The organism is Bradyrhizobium sp. 147 (genome assembly GCF_023073935.1).
Lineage (GTDB): Bacteria > Pseudomonadota > Alphaproteobacteria > Rhizobiales > Xanthobacteraceae > Bradyrhizobium.
In genome coordinates, this window is the sequence record NZ_JADPKL010000120.1 from 22,532 (window position 1) to 40,467 (window position 17,936).

17 protein-coding genes and 1 pseudogene are annotated in these 17,936 nt (G+C 64.8%); 4 read left to right on the forward strand and 14 right to left on the reverse strand.

The features are described 5' to 3' along the window. Positions 1–71: 71 nt before the first annotated feature. From IVA87_RS29060 to IVA87_RS29075, 4 genes and pseudogenes are all read left to right on the forward strand, one after another. Complete coding sequence (locus IVA87_RS29060; RefSeq protein WP_247304334.1) at positions 72–725, forward strand: tetratricopeptide repeat protein; 654 nt, start codon at positions 72–74, stop codon at positions 723–725. Between the two features lie 31 nt (positions 726–756). Next, positions 757–1,299 carry a hypothetical protein gene (locus tag IVA87_RS29065; RefSeq protein WP_247304333.1) on the forward strand — a complete coding sequence of 181 codons (543 nt, stop codon included), beginning with the start codon at positions 757–759 and terminating at the stop codon, positions 1,297–1,299. A 104-nt stretch (positions 1,300–1,403) separates the two neighbouring features. Beyond that, complete coding sequence (gene der, locus IVA87_RS29070) at positions 1,404–2,786, forward strand: ribosome biogenesis GTPase Der (protein WP_247336361.1); 1,383 nt, start codon at positions 1,404–1,406, stop codon at positions 2,784–2,786. Further along, positions 2,783–4,038, forward strand: a pseudogene (locus IVA87_RS29075) (TCR/Tet family MFS transporter). Before der ends, IVA87_RS29075 begins: the two are co-directional and overlap by 4 nt. Before the next feature lie 200 nt (positions 4,039–4,238). Here the strand turns inward: IVA87_RS29075 and IVA87_RS29080 are convergent. From IVA87_RS29080 to IVA87_RS29145, 14 genes are all read right to left on the reverse strand, one after another. Next, positions 4,239–5,465, reverse strand: coding sequence for an ABC transporter substrate-binding protein (locus tag IVA87_RS29080; protein WP_247336364.1), 1,227 nt, complete (start codon positions 5,463–5,465; stop codon positions 4,239–4,241). 168 nt (positions 5,466–5,633) lie between these two features. Then, positions 5,634–6,782, reverse strand: a complete 1,149-nt coding sequence (locus IVA87_RS29085; RefSeq protein ID WP_247336367.1) for a hypothetical protein — start codon at positions 6,780–6,782, stop codon at positions 5,634–5,636. Positions 6,783–6,861: 79 nt separating this feature from the next. Then, positions 6,862–7,602 (reverse strand): SDR family NAD(P)-dependent oxidoreductase, encoded by a 741-nt coding sequence (locus IVA87_RS29090; protein ID WP_247304327.1) that lies wholly within the window; start codon positions 7,600–7,602, stop codon positions 6,862–6,864. 157 nt (positions 7,603–7,759) lie between these two features. Beyond that, positions 7,760–9,283 carry an amidophosphoribosyltransferase gene (gene purF / locus IVA87_RS29095; protein ID WP_247281643.1) on the reverse strand — a complete coding sequence of 508 codons (1,524 nt, stop codon included), beginning with the start codon at positions 9,281–9,283 and terminating at the stop codon, positions 7,760–7,762. A gap of 27 nt (positions 9,284–9,310) precedes the next feature. Continuing rightward, positions 9,311–9,940, reverse strand: a complete 630-nt coding sequence (locus IVA87_RS29100) for a CvpA family protein (RefSeq protein WP_018317599.1) — start codon at positions 9,938–9,940, stop codon at positions 9,311–9,313. A 168-nt stretch (positions 9,941–10,108) separates the two neighbouring features. Then, positions 10,109–11,554: a DNA repair protein RadA gene (radA, locus tag IVA87_RS29105; RefSeq protein WP_247336370.1), complete on the reverse strand. Its 1,446-nt coding sequence runs from the start codon at positions 11,552–11,554 to the stop codon at positions 10,109–10,111. Positions 11,555–11,572: 18 nt separating this feature from the next. Further along, entirely contained in the window at positions 11,573–12,301 is a 729-nt protein-coding gene (locus tag IVA87_RS29110) for a sulfite exporter TauE/SafE family protein (protein WP_247336373.1), read from the reverse strand. A gap of 262 nt (positions 12,302–12,563) precedes the next feature. Beyond that, positions 12,564–13,010 (reverse strand): ribose 5-phosphate isomerase B, encoded by a 447-nt coding sequence (gene rpiB / locus IVA87_RS29115; protein ID WP_247336376.1) that lies wholly within the window; start codon positions 13,008–13,010, stop codon positions 12,564–12,566. Positions 13,011–13,078: 68 nt separating this feature from the next. Beyond that, positions 13,079–13,870 carry a transporter substrate-binding domain-containing protein gene (locus IVA87_RS29120; RefSeq protein ID WP_247304318.1) on the reverse strand — a complete coding sequence of 264 codons (792 nt, stop codon included), beginning with the start codon at positions 13,868–13,870 and terminating at the stop codon, positions 13,079–13,081. A 20-nt stretch (positions 13,871–13,890) separates the two neighbouring features. Next, positions 13,891–14,649: an amino acid ABC transporter ATP-binding protein gene (locus IVA87_RS29125; RefSeq protein ID WP_247304316.1), complete on the reverse strand. Its 759-nt coding sequence runs from the start codon at positions 14,647–14,649 to the stop codon at positions 13,891–13,893. Position 14,650: 1 nt separating this feature from the next. Further along, positions 14,651–15,319: an amino acid ABC transporter permease gene (locus tag IVA87_RS29130; protein ID WP_247304314.1), complete on the reverse strand. Its 669-nt coding sequence runs from the start codon at positions 15,317–15,319 to the stop codon at positions 14,651–14,653. Between the two features lie 7 nt (positions 15,320–15,326). After that, positions 15,327–16,010 (reverse strand): amino acid ABC transporter permease, encoded by a 684-nt coding sequence (locus IVA87_RS29135; RefSeq protein ID WP_247281635.1) that lies wholly within the window; start codon positions 16,008–16,010, stop codon positions 15,327–15,329. A gap of 10 nt (positions 16,011–16,020) precedes the next feature. Further along, complete coding sequence (locus IVA87_RS29140; protein WP_346657728.1) at positions 16,021–16,977, reverse strand: NAD(P)-dependent oxidoreductase; 957 nt, start codon at positions 16,975–16,977, stop codon at positions 16,021–16,023. Between the two features lie 9 nt (positions 16,978–16,986). Next, on the reverse strand, positions 16,987–17,727 hold the full coding sequence (locus IVA87_RS29145) for a FadR/GntR family transcriptional regulator (protein WP_247304310.1): 741 nt from the start codon (positions 17,725–17,727) through the stop codon (positions 16,987–16,989). Positions 17,728–17,936: the final 209 nt, after the last annotated feature.

Consider the following 17,936-nt stretch of genomic DNA (forward strand, 5'->3'; position numbering starts at 1 on the left):
CCACACGGGGACGGGATTCCTGACGCGAATGCTTTGGCGCGCGCACCCGGACGGGCATGGGATTAGCATAAGTGTCTGAATTATTTGACGAAGTCGATGAGGAAGTACGTCGCGAACAGCTCAAGAAGCTGTGGGACAAGTATTCGATCTACTTCATCGCCCTGATGGTGCTGATCGTGGCCGCCGTCGCTGGCTGGCGTGGCTACCAATATCTGGAGGCCAAGAAGGCCGCCGAGGCTGGCGCCGCCTTCGAGAAGGCCGTCGAGCTGTCCGAGCAGGACAAGCATGCCGACGCCGAGAAGGCCTTCACCGAGCTCGCCGCCAAGGCCCCGTCCGGCTATCGCACCCTGGCGCGGCTGCGCGCTGCGGCAGAGGCCGCTGCCCGCGATCCCAAGGCCGCCGCGAAGATGTATGACGACATTGCCGCCGACCGCGGCGTCGGCGGCGAGTGGCAGGATCTGGCCAAGATCCGCGGTGCCGGCTTGCTCCTCGACAGCGCCAGCTACGCGGACATGCAGCAACGGCTGGAAGCCTCCGCCGCGCCCAAATCGACCTTCCGCCACAGCGCCCGCGAGATGCTGGCCTTGTCGGCCTGGCGCAACAACGACATGACCGCGGCCCGCAAATGGCTCGACGCGATTGCCGAGGACGGCGAAACACCGCCCGGCCTGCGCTCGCGCGCCGAGGCGCTCCAGGCTCTGCTGCCGCCCGCCGCCAAGAGCTGACGACGGCCCTCTGACGCAAACGAGACACAAGATGCGCCGCACGCTACGTTTGATCGCAGCCGCCGTCCTGATCGCCTTCACGGGCGTCCTGGGCGGCTGCTCCAGTTTCGATCCAAGCGACATGCTCGACTTCCTCGACACCAAGAAGAAGCTGCCAGGCGACCGCAAGCCGGTCTTCCCGGAGGGGGTGCCGGGCCTCGAGCAGGGCGTGCCGAAGGAGATGTACAAGGGTGCGCAGCAGCAACCCGATCCAAACGCGCCTGCCGTCGCGGCTCTGCCGGCGGAGCCGCCGCCCGAGCCGGCCAAGCCTGCGAAGGGGGCCAAGGCGACGAAGTCCAGGCAGCCAGCCGCAACGGCCGCCGCGCCCGCTGGCGCCGAGGTCGATGGCGAGGCCCAGCCAGAGGCTGCGCCGACTACCGCCGCTCCGTCGCCCAAGCATAAGATCGTCCGCAAGCGCACCACCGCGCCGCCGCCGGATCAGCCTGCCCAGCAGGCGCAACCGACCCAGACCACGCAGCAGCAATCGCAGGGTGCTTTCCCGGCGCCGCTGCCGAGTGGCAGCTTCTCGCGCTAGAGCATGATCCGGAAAAGTGTGAAGCGGTTTTCCGAAAAGATCATGCTCAAACAATTACTTTCACTGCATTGACAGACGCGGCTCCGGCAGCGCACGAATGACTGATGCCCTTCACGATCGCCATCATCGGCCGGCCCAATGTCGGCAAATCGACGCTGTTCAACCGCCTGGTCGGACAGAAGCTGGCGCTCGTCGATGACCTCCCGGGCGTCACCCGCGACCGCCGCGAGGGCGAGGCGAGGCTCGGCGATCTCGAATTCACCATCATCGATACCGCCGGTCTCGACGAGGGCGCCAAGGGCTCGCTGACGGCGCGCATGCAGGAGCAGACCGAGACCGCGATCGCGCAGGCCGACGCGCTGTTCTTCGTGATCGATGCCCGCATCGGCCTCACGCCCACCGATCGCGCTTTCGCCGATTTCGCCCGCAAGGCCAATAAGCCGGTGCTGCTGGTCGCCAACAAGAGCGAAGGCAAGCATGGCGATGCAGGGGCAATGGAGGCCTTTGCCCTTGGCCTCGGCGACCCCATCCAGATCTCGGCAGAGCATGGCGAGGGCATGGGCGAGCTTTACGATGCCTTAGCTAAGCTGATGCCCGAGCCCGTTAACGACGATGAAGACGAGGACGACGAACAGCTTTCCGAAGAAGAGGCGGCGACGCGCCCGATCCGGGTCGCTATCGTCGGCCGGCCCAATGCCGGCAAGTCGACGCTGATCAACCATCTGCTCGGCGAGGAGCGCCTGCTGACCAGCCCGGAAGCCGGCACCACACGCGATTCTATTGCAGTGGAGATCAACTGGAAGGGCCGCGATTTCCGCGTGTTCGACACCGCGGGGCTGCGCCGTCGCTCGCGCATCGAGGAGAAGCTGGAAAAGCTCTCGGTGGCCGACGCGCTGCGTGCGGTGCGCTTTGCCGAAGTCGTCGTGCTGATGATGGACACGCAGAACCGCTTCGAGGAGCAGGATCTGCGCATCGCCGATCTGATCGAACGCGAGGGAAGGGCGGTCGTGCTCGCCGTCAACAAATGGGATCTGATGGAGACCAAGGGCGGCGGCGCGATCTCGGGCCTGCGCCGTGATGCCGACCATTGGCTGCCACAGCTCAAGGGCGTGCCAATCGTCGCCGTATCAGGCCTGATGGGCGAGGGCATCGACCGCCTGATGCAGGCGATCCAGGACGCCTACGCGATCTGGAATCTTCGCGTATCGACGGCCGCGCTCAATCGCTGGTTCGAGCAGGCGATCCAGGCCAATCCGCCGCCGGCGGTGTCCGGCCGCAGGCTGAAGCTGAACTACATCACCCAGACGAAAGCGCGCCCGCCAAGCTTCGTGCTGTTCTGCTCGCGTGCCGATGCGGTGCCGCAGTCCTACTTGCGCTACCTCACCAATTCCATGCGCGAGACTTTCGAGTTGCCGGGTACTCCGGTGCGCATCACCTTGCGCGAGAAGGCGAATCCCTTCGCGCATAAGCGCAAGCGGCCGTCGTGAGCGGGGAGAGGGGCGAGGCGATGGCGCAGAGCGCCGCGCCGGTCCGGCGTGGTGCCGTCGCCTTCATCTTCGTCACCATCCTGCTCGACATGCTAGCACTCGGCGTGATCATGCCGATCCTGCCGAAGCTGATCGAGAGCTTCGTCGCCAACGACACTGCGCACGCGGCCCGCATCTTCGGCGTGTTCGGTACCGCCTGGGCGCTGATGCAGTTCGTGTTCTCGCCACTGCTGGGCGCGCTGTCGGATCGCTTCGGGCGGCGGCCGGTGGTGCTGCTGTCGAATTTCGGGCTCGCGGCCGACTACGTGCTGATGGCGCTGGCGCCCTCGCTGGTCTGGCTGTTCATCGGCCGCGTGATCTCTGGCATCACCTCGGCAAGCATCTCGACTGCCTTCGCCTACATCTCGGACATCACGCCGCCGGAGCGGCGCGCGGCGGTCTTCGGCAGGATCGGCGCGGCCTTCGGTGCCGGCTTCATCCTGGGCCCGGCGCTCGGCGGCCTGCTTGGCGACATCGATCCACGCCTGCCGTTCTGGGCCTCGGCGGCCTTGAGCTTCGCCAATGCGCTCTACGGGCTCTTCGTCCTGCCGGAATCGCTTTCGCCCGATAGGCGCGCGCCGTTCCGCTGGAGGAGTGCCAATCCGATCGGCGCGCTGCACCTTCTGCGGTCCAACGCGGTGCTGGCCGCCTTGTCGGTCGTCAATTTCATTGCGCAGGTCGCGCAGTCGTGTTGCCCTCGACCTTCGTGCTCTATGCGACATATCGCTACGGCTGGGATTCCAAGACCGTGGGGTTGACGCTCGCCATGGTCGGCATCTGTGCCATGGTGGTGCAGGGACTCGCCATCGGCCCGATTGTGCGCGCGCTCGGCGAGCGGAACGCGCTGCTGCTGGGCCTGTGCTGTGGCGCGATCGGCTTTGTGGTCTTGGGCGCTGCGCCGACCGGACCGCTATCCTGGCTCGGCATACCCGTTTTGGCGCTGTGGGGGATCTCCGGCGCCGCCTCGCAATCGCTGATGACGCGGCTGGTTGCACCCGATCAGCAGGGCCAGTTGCAGGGCGCGACCGCGAGCGTGCAGAGCGTGTCGCAACTCGTCGGCCCGTTCCTGTTCACGCTGACATTTTCCTATTTCATCGGGGCCAGCGCGCCGCTGCATCTGCCCGGCGCGCCATTCCTGCTTGCGGCGGTGCTGATGGTGGTCTGCGTGGCGATCGCCGTGCAGTCGCTGGGTGCGACCAAGACAGTCTCGTAGGATGGCAAAGGCGCGCAAGCGCCGTGCCCACCGTCTGTTCATTATAAGCAAGAACTCGTAGGCACGCTTCGCTTTGCCCACCCTTGTATTAGCCTGATCGGTTATGTTGAGCCGTTCCGTGAGGAATGGCCCAGCCCGGGTGGCCGCGCGAGATCCCGGGTTCGATGCGAGCGCATCGCCCCGGGATGACCGCTATGCGGTCACTTCTTCACCAGCGGGCAATCGCTGTCCTTGAGCGGCTTGGCCGCGTCTTCCGCCGCGATCGTGGCGATCTGCTTGTAATAGTCCCACGGACCCTTCGATTCCTCGGGCTTCTTCACCTCGAACAGGTAGGCGGGGATCAGGCGGCGTCCGTCCTCGCGCAGCGGGCCCTTGCCGAACAGCGGGTCGTCGGTCGGCAGCTCCTTCATCTTGGCGACGACCTTGGCGCCGTCATGCGGATTGCCGCCGAGCGCTTCCATCGCCTTGAGATAGTGCAGCACCATGGCGTAATTGCCGGCCTGGGTCATCGAAGGCATCGCGTTCTTGTTGGCCTGCGCCGAGAAGCGCTTCGACCAGGCGCGGGTCTGATCGTTCAGGTCCCAGTAGAAGGACTCGGTGAAAGTCAGTCCCTGCGCCGTCTTCAGACCGAGCGAGTGCACGTCGTTGATGAAGAGCAGCAGCGCGGCGAGCTTCTGGCCACCCTGAACGATACCGAACTCGGCGGCCTGCTTGATCGCGTTGGTGGTGTCGCCGCCGGCATTGGCGAGCCCAATCACCTTGGCCTTGGAGGATTGCGCCTGCAACAGGAAGGACGAAAAGTCGGCCGTGTTCAGCGGATGCTTGACCCCACCGAGCACCTTGCCCCCGTTGGCGGTCACGACCGCGCTGGTGTCGCGCTCGAGCGCATGACCAAATGCATAATCGGCGGTCAGGAAGAACCAGGTGTCGCCGCCCGCTTTCGTGAGCGCCTTGCCGGTGCCGTTGGCGAGCATGTAGGTGTCGTAAGTGAACGAGATCGTGTTCGGCGTGCAAGCCTTGCCCGTCAGGTCAGCAGTGGCCGCGCCCGAATTGAGCAGCACCGCGTTCTTCTCCTTGACGACATTGCTGACCGCGAGCGCCACACCGGAATTCGGGGTGTCGGCGATGGCGTCGACCTTCTCGGTATCGATCCATTGCCGGGCGATGTTGACCCCGACGTCAGGCTTGTTCTGATGATCGCCGCTGACGACGTCGATCTTCCAGCCCTTCTTGAGCAGGCCGGAATCCTCAACCGCCATCTTGATTGCGACCACGGAGTTCGGGCCGCCGATGTCGGCATAGAGGCTCGACATGTCGTTGAGCACGCCGATCTTGACGGTCTTGTCCTGGGCGTAGGCGGATGTGGCAAAACCGAAAGCGGCACAGGCCAGAAGCGCCGCCGAGTGGCGTGCGAATGTCGTGATCATGAAAGGTTCCCTCCATTGTCAAATATGCGGACGGCCCTCTTGCGGAGCCTTGTTTCCGGCTGTTGGCTCTAGCCTGTCCGATGGCCGGCGGCAATGCGCCTAAAGCCGGATGACGCTGCGTCGTAGCGTCATCCATCGGTTAACTTTTGGGAAAAATGCGTCAAGACGCTATTTGAGCGCGTCCGATGTCAGCCTGAATTTCTGAATGCGCTTTCGGGTATCAACCTCGGCGGTATACACGTTACCCTTGGCGTCGATCGCCATGGCGTGCACCCAGTGGAATTGGCCGGCATTGCGGCCGTTATGGCCGAAGCTGCCGACCACGCTGCCGTCCTCGCGCTTGATCACCCTGATCTCGTTGTTCTCGCCATCGGCAGTGAGCAAATAGCTCTGCTTCGGATCAGGCCAGATCGCGATGTCCCAGACGGCGCCGTTGCCGAGCGTGTTCTTCTCGTAGAAGAACTCCTTCACGAAGCTGCCGTCCTTCCGGAACACCTGGATACGGTTGTTGATGCGGTCGCAGACGTAAACCAGTCCGTCATTGGCGAGCTTCACGCAATGGACCGGGTTGCCGAATTGCTGGGCCACCGGCGCCTTGGGATCGTAGGGCGCCTGCTTGGCGTCATCAGGCTTGTTGCCATAGGCGCCCCAGTGCCGCTTATAGGCGAGCGTCGTCGCGTCGAACACGATGACGCGGCGGTTGCCGTAGCCGTCGGCGACGTAGATCTCGTTTGCCTCCTTGTCGATCGCAGTCTCGGCGGGTTTGCCAAGCTGCGTGGTGTCGTTGCTGCCGAGGCTCGGCGCGAATTTGCCGATCTGGGCGACGAACTTGCCATCGAGCGTGAACTTCAGGATCGCGTTGTCGTTGTCGGCATTGCCGCCGACCCAGACGAAGCCGCGCTCGTCGACCTCGATCCCGTGCTCGCGGCCGACCCATTCATAATCCTGGCCCGGACCGCCCCAGGACCGCAGCAGATTGCCATCGCTGTCGAATTCGAGCACGGGCGGTGCCGACACGCAGCATTTCGAGCGCGGCGGATTGAGGCTCGCGCCTTTCTCGTCGTCGGTCAGCGAGCGCGGGCGATGGATTACCCAGATGTGGCCCTGCCAGTCGACGGTGATGCCGCCGACCTGGCCGAGGATCCAATTGTTCGGCAACTGCTTTGGCCAGGAGGCATCGACCGCGAAGGTCGGGACGTCGCCGGCGGTTGCGGCAACGGGAAGCGCGAGTGCGCTTGCTGCGATCAGAACGAAGAAAGCTCGAGAGACATTTGCGAGCGCACGCGCAGAGCCTGCGCGATCATGCCATGGCGCCATGGCAACCTCCCTTTTTTGGCTTTGCGGCTTGCTGCCGTTTGAGCGGCGGCAGTCAATCGCGGGGAGGCATCCGAGTCAATCAGGCCGGCGCGCGGAAGCTCATCAGTCTGCGCGTCTTGTAATCGTAAAACTTGCCGGTCTCGGTCCAGTCGGGCGTGCACATCGGCACGATCAATTCGGCCACCTGCTCGGGCGTGTCGAGCGTCGCCGGATCCTCACCCGGCATCAGGGTGGCGCGCATGCGGGTGCGGACCGGGCCGGGGTTGAACAGGTTGACGCGCAGTTTCGTGTTCGCGGTCTCCTGCGCCCAGGCGCGGGCCAGCGTTTCCAGTGCGGCCTTGGACGCCGCGTAGGGGCTCACATAGGCGGTAGCCTTGTTGGCCGCACCCGAGGTGATGAACACGGCGCGGCCGGCATCGGACTGCTTCAGCAGCGGCTCCATGCAGCGGATCAGCTGGAAGTTCGCGGAGACGTTCACCGCCATCACGTCGTTGAAGGCCTTCAGCTCGATATGGCCGACCGGCGAGGACGGGCCGAGCACGCCGGCATTGCCCACCAGGATGTCGAGCTTGCCGTAGCGCTCGTGCAGACCGGCGCCCAGCCGCGCGATGCCGTCGGAATCGGTGAGGTTGAGCGGCACCAAGGTGGCGCTGCCGCCGTCTTTCCGGATCTCGTCGTCGAGCTCCTCCAGCCCGCCCTGCGTGCGCGCCACCGCCACGATATGCGCGCCGGCCCTGGCCAGCGCGCGTGCCGTGGCATAGCCGATGCCGCGCGAGGCGCCGGTGACGAGAGCGATGCGGTCGGTGAGGGGTTTGGTCATGGCGGGGTTTTACAGGCGTGGATGGCCGGGACAAGCCCCCCGCATGGTCGTCATTCCGGGGCGATGCGAAGCATCGAACCCGGAATCTCGAGATTCTCAGGTGCGCAATTGCGCACCATAGTTCGCGCTGCGCGCGCCCCGGAATGACAGCAGGAGGTCAGCTCGCCTCGGCAAGCAGCGAGAGCTGCCGCGGCTGCGGCTCGGTCTGGGTCTGGTCGGTGAGATGGGTCGGATACGCCCCGGTGAAGCAGTGGTCCGAGAATTTCGGATTGGCGGGGTCGCGGCCCGGCTCGCCCATGGCGCGGTACATGCCGTCGATCGACAGGAAGGCGAGCGAGTCGGCGCCGATGATCTCGCGCATTTCCTCCAGCGAATGCGTCGCCGCGAGCAGGCCGCCGCGGTCGGGCAGGTCGATGCCGTAATAATCGGGATAGAGGATCGGCGGCGAAGCGAGGCGGAAGTGCACTTCGGTCGCACCCGCATCGCGCATCATGCGCACGATCTTCTTCGAGGTGGTGCCGCGCACCAGCGAGTCGTCGATCAGGATGATGCGCTTGCCTTCGATCGCAGCGCGGTTGGCCGAGTGCTTCATGCGCACGCCGGATTCGCGGATCGCCTGCGTCGGCTGGATGAAGGTACGGCCGACATAATGGTTGCGGATGATGCCGAGCTCGAACGGCACGCCGGAGAACTGGCTGTAGCCGACCGCCGCGGGCACGCCGGAATCCGGCACCGGCACCACGACGTCGACCGGGACGTGGCTCTCGCGCGCGAGCTGCGCACCGAAGTTCTTGCGCACCTCGTAGACCGAACGGCCGTGGACGATGGAATCCGGACGGGAGAAGTAGATATACTCGAAGATGCAGGGGCGCGGTGCCATCGGCGGGAACGGCTTGTGGATGTCCTGGCCGTTCTCGTCGAACACGATGACTTCGCCGGGCTCGATGTCGCGCACGAAGCGCGCGCCGATGATGTCGAGGGCGCAGGTCTCCGAGGTCAGGATCGGACAGCCGTCGAGCTCGCCGAGCACGAGCGGACGAATGCCGCGCGGATCGCGCGCGCCGACCAGCTTCTTGTTGGTCAGCGAGACCAGCGCATAGGCACCTTCGATCTCGCGCAGCGCGTCGACATAGCGCTCGATGAAACGGCTGCGCTTGGAGCGCGCAACCAAATGCAGGATCACCTCGGTGTCGGTGGTCGATTGCATCATCGCACCGTTCTTCACGAGCTCGCGGCGCAGTGTCAGGCCGTTGGTGAGGTTGCCGTTATGCGCGACCGCAAGGCCGCCGGCGTTGAGCTCGGCGAACAGCGGCTGCACGTTGCGCAGGATGGTGGCGCCGGTGGTGGAATAGCGGACATGGCCGACCGCGACATTGCCGGGCAGGCGGTCGATCACCTCGCGACGGGAGAAGGTGTCGCCGACCAGGCCGAGGCGGCGTTCTGAGTGAAAGCGGCTGCCGTCGTAGGAGACGATGCCGGCGGCTTCCTGGCCGCGGTGCTGAAGAGCGTGGAGACCGAGCGCGGTGATGGCGGCGGCATCGGGGTGGCCGTAGATGCCGAACACGCCGCATTCCTCTCGCAGCGTATCCCCCTCCAGATCGTCCTGGACCTCCAGAGCGGCCGGGCCCAAACCGGCCCTTGGATCGAGATCAAGCTGGGCGTCCTGGTCAGGGTGTCGCATCTCGTCCGCGCCTTTCTTTAGGGCCAATCAACGCGCCGCAGGTTTCTCGATCAGCTTTTTCAGGCTGTCACGAGCCGGTTTACTGTATCCGTCGCCACTGCCCGAAGGCTGCTGCTCGGATTCAGCTTGATCATCATCTGGTTTGTTTTTCTTGAATCTCTTCAAGATGGTGTTCTCGGGGTCGTCGGGCAAGAGGGCCATCAGCCAATCCCCGGTTCCCTGGAGCACCACGCGGGATTTCGCCCCTGTAACCCAGTCCGGACGCTGCTTGTCTGGAACCAGCCAGGTGAAGAACAGGAAGGCGACCACGACGATCAAAAGCCCGCGAGCCAGGCCGAACAGGAAGCCGAGCGTGCGGTCCAGCGCGCCGATGCGCGAATCCAGGATCATGTCCGAGATTCGGACCGTGATCACGGAGACCACGACCAGGGTGCCCACGAATACGCCGGCGACCACGACCACGCTCGCCACAGTGTCGTTGTTGAAATAGGTCTTGGCGGTCGGCAGCAGCTTCGAGAAGGAGTACAGCGTGACGATCGCGGCAGCGCCCCAGGCTGCGATCGACAGGATTTCGCGCATGAAGCCGCGGACCATGGCGAGCAGGCCCGAAATCAGCATCACACCGAGCAGGATCAGGTCGAGGAGTGTTACTGGCATCGGCTGGTCTGGTCCGCTCGTACTCTCAAAGGTGCTCTAGCGAATCGGTGTTTGGCCGCCGCCCTAAAAGACGGGCAGACGGCGTTCCCGGCAAGGCCGCAACCACGCAATCCCATGCTGCTTTTGTGACGGCTGTATAGCGGCGGGGGCCTCCGACGTCACCTCCGGCTAACCATCTCCACGGCGGAATCTTGCCGGTGTGGCATTTTTCTCGGCCGGCCCGTTCGATTCGCCCCGGCGCGAGCCGCGGGCGGCGATTTCGGCCACCAATGTCGTCAGGCTGTTGACCGCGTTCAGCGACAACCCGGCATCGCCGCTGGTCTCACCCCGGGCCGATTCGGGCAGCACGGCGCGCTGGAAGCCGAGTTTTGCCGCTTCCTTCAGCCGGGCTGGGGTCTGCGCGACGGGGCGGACGACGCCGGACAGCGAGATCTCACCGAAATAGACGGCATCGGTCGGTAACTGCGCATTAACCAGCGACGACACCAGTGCTGCCGCAGCCGCCAGATCCGCCGCCGGCTCGTTGATGCGCAAGCCGCCGGCGACGTTGAGATAGACGTCATGGCCGGACAGCTTGACCCCGCAATGGGCTTCCAGCACCGCCAGCACCATCGAGAGCCGGCCCGGGTCCCAGCCGACGACGGCCCGGCGCGGGGTGCCGAGCGAGGTCGGAGCCACGAGTGCCTGCAATTCGACCAGGACGGGCCTTGTGCCCTCGATTCCTGCGAACACGGCGGTGCCGGGCGTGCCGAGATCGCGCTCGGACAGGAACAGCTCGGAGGGGTTGGTGACCTCGCGCAGGCCGAGGCCTGTCATCTCGAATACGCCGATCTCGTCGGTCGGCCCGAACCGGTTCTTCACCGCCCGCAGGATGCGGAACTGCTGCGAGCCTTCGCCCTCGAACGACATCACGCCATCGACCATGTGCTCGACCACACGGGGGCCGGCGATCTGGCCGTCCTTGGTGACGTGGCCGACCAGGATGATGGCGGCACCGGTCTTCTTGGCAAAGCGGATCAGCGCCTGCGCCGAGGCACGGACCTGGGTCACGGTGCCGGGCGCGGATTCCACCGTATCGGTCCACATCGTCTGGATCGAGTCGATCACGATCAGCCGGGGCACCGCGCCCTCCGACAGCGTCGAGACGATGTCCTCCACCGAAGTCTCGGCGGCGAGCTGCACCGGCGCATCCGACAGCCCAAGCCGCTCTGCGCGCAGGCGCACCTGCGCGACCGCCTCTTCGCCGGAGATGTAGACGACGCGGTGGCCGGCGCGCGCCAGCAGGCTGGTCGCCTGCGTCAGCAGGGTGGATTTGCCGATGCCGGGATCGCCGCCGACCAGCAGCACCGAGCCGCGGACGAACCCGCCGCCGGTGACGCGGTCGAGCTCGGTCATCCCTGACGACAGACGCGGCGCATCCGGGCTTCTTCCGGCAAGGCTCTCCAGCGCAAACGTCCGTCCCTTGCGTTTGGAGCGGATCGACACCGGCACGCTGCCGCTGGTGTCCTCCTCGGCCAGCGTGTTCCACTCGCCGCAGGACTCGCACTTGCCCTGCCAGCGATTATAGGCCGCGCCGCAGTTCTGGCAGACGAAAGAGAGGGTGGTCTTGGCCATGGAGATAGCGATTCGTGCTCAAGGAGATTGAGTCGCGTTCCATAGCATGGAGAGCCCGGCCGCGACCATGATCGCGTCCATCAGCAGGCGAAACATCTCCGGCTTCAGGTGCAGCACGAAACGCTTCGCGACGAAGGCGCCCGACATCAGCGAGGCGCCCGCGATCAGGCCCTTGACAAAGACCTCGCCGGTCAGGGCGCCGAAGCGCTCGAACGTCACGGATTTCGCGAAATAGAGGCCAAGCGACGAGGCGGCTTCAGTCGCGAGGAACGCGCCCTTGCTGAGCCCGTAAAACAGAAACAAGGGCACGCTGAGCGGGCCAGTCGAGACCACGATGCCGGTGAGATAGCCGATGACGGCACCGCCGATCGCGAGATGCCACAGATTGGCCTTCAGGTCGTGCCGCGCCAACCAGTGCCGCACCGGAACCATCGCGATCAGGAAGATGCCGATGGTGAGATCGACCGCGTGCGCGGGCAGCGCCAGCAGCGTCCGTGCGCCGAGCGCTGCCGCCGGAATGCCCGTCACCGAATAGGCCGCGCAAGCCCGCCAGTCGACCTCTCGCCACCACGCCAAAATCCGCGCAAAGTTCGCCATCACGGAGGCCACCGCCATGATCGGCACGGCTTCCTTCGGCCCATAGGCATAGACCAGCACCGGCATCAGCATGATCGACGAGCCGGTGCCGACGATGCCGGAGATGGTGCCGGCGATGAGGCCGACGCTGAGGACGAAGAGAAAGGCCAAAATGGGCTCCCCGAATCGGGAGAGTTTAGCCGCGCCCAGCGATATGGGCGATCCGTGAGGCGAGGGAACCGATCGCGCTACGCATCGACATGCCGGTCTGGCCGCCGGCTTTGAGACATTTCAATGCCGCGGCTTCGCAGCTTACCACGAGCGCGCTGCAGCGACACGCTTTCCCTGAGCATGGCTGCGAATGCGCCGACAAAGGTATCGCCGACCGCTTCGTATCGGCCGGCGACCGAACACCAGGGTCATGGAGAGACGGTCAGCCTTGCTCGTCCATGACGCGCAGCTTCTCCACGCGGCGGCGGAAATCCTCGTCGCTCGAGAATTCGGCCGAGAGGTAGGAGGACACGAGATCCACGGCGAGCCAGGCGCCGACGATCTGCGCGCCGATGCACATGACGTTGACGTCGTCGTGCTCGACGCTCTGATGGGCGGAATGGACGTCATGGCACACCGCGGCGCGGATGCCCTTCATCTTGTTGGCCGCGATCGAGGCGCCGACGCCGGTGCCGCACACCATGATGCCGCGCGCGGCTTCGCCCGAAGTCACCTTCTGCGCCACGGCGCGCGCGATGTCGGGGAAGTCCACCGGCTTGTCGTCATAGGAGCCGACGTCGATAACGTCGTGGCCGAGCTTGCGGATGTGATCGATGACGGTCCGCTTGAGCGGCCAGCCGGCGTGGTCGGATCCGATGACGAGACGCATGTAATATCCTTCTTGATCTTGCATTGATCGTGACAGCCGTATGCGGCTGTCACGATTGTCCGTTTGATTCAGCTGCGCATGTCGGGCGGCAGTTCGACGCCGTGGAATTTCTTGTAGATCGCGTTGAGCTTGCCGTTCTTGACGTTCTCGGTGATCCAGGCGTTGAGCTTGTCCATCAGGCGCTGCTCGCCCTTCTTCAGGCCGATGGCGAGGTCGAAGGTCGCCAGCGGAATCCTGGACTCGAACACCCGCGAGGGGTTCTTCACCCCGATCTGGTTGATGATCGTCGCGGACGAGGCGACGCAGTCGACCTGGCCGGAGACGGCCGCCGTCACCATCGTGGCATCGTCGTCGTAGCGGGCGATCTTGAGGTCCTTGTCCTTCATGTTGGACAGCGTCGTGTCCTGCGTGGTGCCGCGCGAGACGCCGATCGGCTTGTCCTTCAGGTCGGGCCAGTCCTTGACGGCCGACGATTTCAGGCAGCCGATATCGGATTGCAGCGTCGCATAGCGCTTGGTGAAGTCGATCACCTTGGCGCGGTCCGGCGTCACCGACAGGGTCGAGATGATGATGTCGGCCTTGCCGGTCAGGACGTTGGGGATGCGGGTCGCGCCGGTGGTCTGGATGAATTCCAGCTCGAGCCCCCAATCCTTGGCGAGCAGCTGGGCGACTTCGACGTCGGAGCCGGTTGGCTTCATCGTGGAATCCATCATGCCCGACGGCGGGATGGCAAGGTCCGTCGAGATGCGGATTTTCTTCGCCTTCGTGATGTCGTCGAGCAGATCGGCAGATGCCGGCGCGGCCGATATCATGACGAGGCAGCACAGCGCGGCCGCCCCCAGCAATGTCCTGTTTGTCATCCTTTGGTTCTCCTCTCCTGTTATGATTTCAGGTTTCCAGTGCCCACGAATTGCATGAGCTCGGGCGTTGCCGGCGACGTCAGGATCGAGGCCGGCCCGGTCTCGTGGACCTTGCCGCGATGCATGAAGACGATCCGGTCGGCGATGCCTTTGGCAAAGCCCATCTCGTGGGTGACCATCACCATGGTCATGCCATCAGCCGCGAGCTGCTCGATCACTTTCAGCACTTCGCCGGTGAGCTCCGGATCGAGCGCGGAGGTGACCTCGTCGAACAGCATCACCTTCGGCTGCATCGCGAGCGAACGGGCGATCGCGGCGCGCTGCTGCTGGCCGCCGGAGAGCTGTTCGGGATAGGCATGCAGTTTCTCCTCGAGCCCGACCTGTGCGAGCACTTTTCGCGCGAGGTCCTTGGCTTGCGAAGCGGTCAGGCCCTTCACGGCGCACGGCGCGAGCGTGATGTTCTGCTCGATCGTGAGGTGCGGAAACAGATTGTAGCTCTGGAACACGATGCCGACGTCCTGGCGCAGCGCACGCAGATCGACGTCCGGCCGGTCGACCCTGTGTCCGCAGACGACGATCTCGCCGCCGTCCACCTTCTCGAAGCGGTCGATGCAGCGCAGCGCCGTGCTCTTGCCAGAGCCGGAGCGCCCGATCAGCGCCAGCACCTCGCCGCGTTCGACGGCAAAGGAGACGCCGTCGAGCACCCGCAGCGGGCCAAAGCTTTTCTGGACGTCGCGGAGCGACACGATGGGCTCGGAGGAGAGGGCGTTTTGTTGCATGTCAGGCCGGCGCGAGGTTGGACCTGCCATACCCCATCCGCCGTTCCAGCCTCTGGCTGAACAGCGACAGGGGATAGCACATGGCGAAGTAGGTGGCGGCGATGATGGCGTAGATGGCGAACGGCTCGAACAGCGAGTTGTTGACGATCTGGCCCGAGCGCATCAGCTCGACGAAGCCAACGACGGAGGCGAGCGAGGTGTTCTTGATGATCTGCACCATGAAGCCGACGGTCGGAGGCGTCGCGATGCGGATCGCCTGCGGCAGGATCACCTTGATCATGCGCTGGGTCCGGCTCAGCGCCAGGCCTTCGGCAGCTTCCCATTGCGGCTTCGGCACGGACTCGATGCAGCCGCGCCAGATCTCGCCGAGATAGGCGGCAACATAGAGCGTCAGCGAGGCGCCGGCCGCGGCGAGCGGCGAGACCTTCAGGCCGATGGCGGCCAAGCCGAAATAGCCGAGGAACAGAATGACGAGCAGCGGCGTGCCCTGGACGAGCTGGACATAGACGGCACTGGCGATCCGCACCGATTTGAGCGGCGAGATCCGCGCCAGCGCAATCACGAAGCCGACGATGCCGCCGCCGATCAGCGCGATCATGGACAATCCGATCGTCCACAGCGCGCCCTGGCCGAGGAACATCAGATGATTGATGTTGAGATGTCCGCCCATGGTCATCTCACAACGGCGTGCCGAGCCGGCGCCGGCGCGGAAACAGCACGAGGCCGAGGCCCCAGAAGCCCGCGCGCATCACCAACGACAGGATGACGTAGAGCACGGCCACGATGATGTAGGTCTCGAAGGCGCGATAGGTGTCCGACTGGATGTAGTTCGCGACTGCGGTGAGCTCCTCGGCCGAGATCTGCGAGCAGACCGAGGAGGCCAGCATCAGCAGCACGAATTGGCTGGTCAGCGCCGGATAGACCTTCTCGATCGCGGGCAGCAGGATGATGTGCCAGTAGATCTGGAGGCGCGACAGTGCCAGCCCTTCGGCGGCCTCGATCTGTCCGCGCGGGATCGCCTCAAAGCCGGCCCGCATGATCTCGGCGGTATAGGCGCCGACATTGATGGTCAGCGCGGCCACCGCCACGGTGAAGGCGGAGTATTTTAGGCCAAGGCTGGCGAGGCCGAAATAAACCAGGAAGATCTGCACGAGCAGTGGGGTGTTGCGGATGGTCTCGACATAGACCTTGCAGGCGCCCGCGATCAGCGCGTTGTGCGTGCCGCGCCCGACCGCCGCAAGCGTTCCGAGCAGGGCGCCGAGCACGGTCGCGAAGAATGCCAACTCCAACGTGAGCGCGGCGCCGGCCAGAAAACTTGGCCAGCGCTCCAGCACTGCGGGAAAGTCGAGTTGGAGGGTCATCGTATCGAGTTCAGCCCGTCACCTGGTTGGTCATGCGGTCATAGACACGGAACAGCGCCTGGTTGCCGTAGCTGCCTTCGCCATGCGCGCGCGCATCGACATATTGACTGGTGACGAGCGCAGTGCCGGGCAGCGGCACGTTCAGCGCCTGCGCGTGCTCCTGCACCAGGCGCAGGTCTTTCAGCATCAGGTCGATGCGGAAGCCGGCGCCGACGTCGCCCTCGATCATGGACGGGCCGAGCTTGTCGAGCATCCACGAGGCCGCCGAGCCGCCGAGCAGCACCCGACGCAGCAGGTTGAGATCGACCCCGGAGGCGCGCCCGAGCGCAAGCGCCTCGCAAATGGCCTGGATGTTGATGCCGCAGATCAGCTGGTTGCAGAGTTTGACGGTCTGGCCAGCGCCGGAGGCTCCGACATGCGTGATGGTCGTGCCCATCGCACGGAAGAACGGCTCGGCTTTGGCAAAGGCTTCAGCATCGCCACCGGCCATGATCGAGAGCGCAGCGTTCTTGGCGCCCACAGGCCCGCCCGAGACCGGCGCGTCGATGAAGCCGACGCCGGCTTTTTGCAGCTCGGCATGGATACGACGGACGGCGACCGGCGAGATCGTGCTCATGTCGACGATCAGCTTGCCGGGAGGAGGGGACTCCAGGAGGCCGTGGTCGCCGTAAATCGTCGCCTCGACATGGGGCGTGTCGGGCAGCATGGTGATGACGATGTCGGCGCCTTGCGCGGCCTCGGCGGGGCTGTCGGTGCGGGTCGCACCTTCCTTGAGGCTTTCCGCCAGCGCGGCTTCGTTCAGATCGAAGACGCGAACCGCGTGGCCGGCCGCCAGCAGGTTGCGCACCATCTCGCGTCCCATCGTGCCGATGCCGATGAAGCCGACATTGCCCTTGTCGTTCCGTCCCATGGTGTCAGTCCGTTTCTTGCTTGATTGGTTTCTTGCTTGATTGGCTTCTTGATCGATTGGCCGCGATCAGCCTGAGGCGCTGGCCTTGTCGATGTCGCCGGCAACGGCGCGCCGCCGGTATTCGTCGCCGATGGCAAAATGCTTGCGCAGCGTCGCATCTGCGCGCTCCGGATCACGTGCAATGACCGCTTCGAAGATGCGCCGGTGATCATCGATCAGATACGTCTTCATCGACGGGAAGGCCTGGACCAACTCGCGGCGGCTGCGGTGCGAATGCGTCAGCAGGCCCCCCATCGAACTGTGTAGAACCGACAACGTCTCCGAATGCGAGGCGACGACAATGGCGCGATGGAAGTCGAAGTCGGCCATGCCGCCGGCATCCGCCTCGTCGATTGTTTCTCCGATTTTTGCCAGCGCGCGTTGGAGACGTTCGAAATCGGCTATGTTGGCGCGTTCGCAGGCCAGCCTGATCGCCTGGCATTCGATCGCTACGCGGGCCTGCATGACGTCATCGAGCATGTCCGCCTGTTGGGCCAGCGCAAAGGTGAAGAAATCATTCAACACGGAGACGTCCGGCCGCGTCACCACGGTGCCGATGCGGTGGCGGATCTCGACGATGCCGAGGACGGTCAGGGCCCGCAGCGCTTCGCGGACAATCGGCCGGCTGACCCCGAGCAGGGTCGCCAGCTCGCGTTCGGAAATCAGCCGGTCGCCGGGCTTGAGCGAGCCCGCCAGCAGGCGCTCGCGCAAGAAGGCGAACACCTTCTCGAACCCTTTTTCGCCTTCAGCCGCCCGCTTGAGCTCCATCCCGGTCTCTTGGTCTGATCTTGGTCAGACCAGTATGATAACCAGCACCGCTGAGGTCAAGAGGCTCTTGAACCAAATCGAATTCGGAATGCGCGTAACCTGTTGAGCGGACAGGGGTCGGCTACTGTGCATGGGGTTGTTTTCCATGTTTGTGTTGGAGCGACCGGAAGACCGCCATCCGTGTGGGTTTGAAATCCATTGGCGAGGCT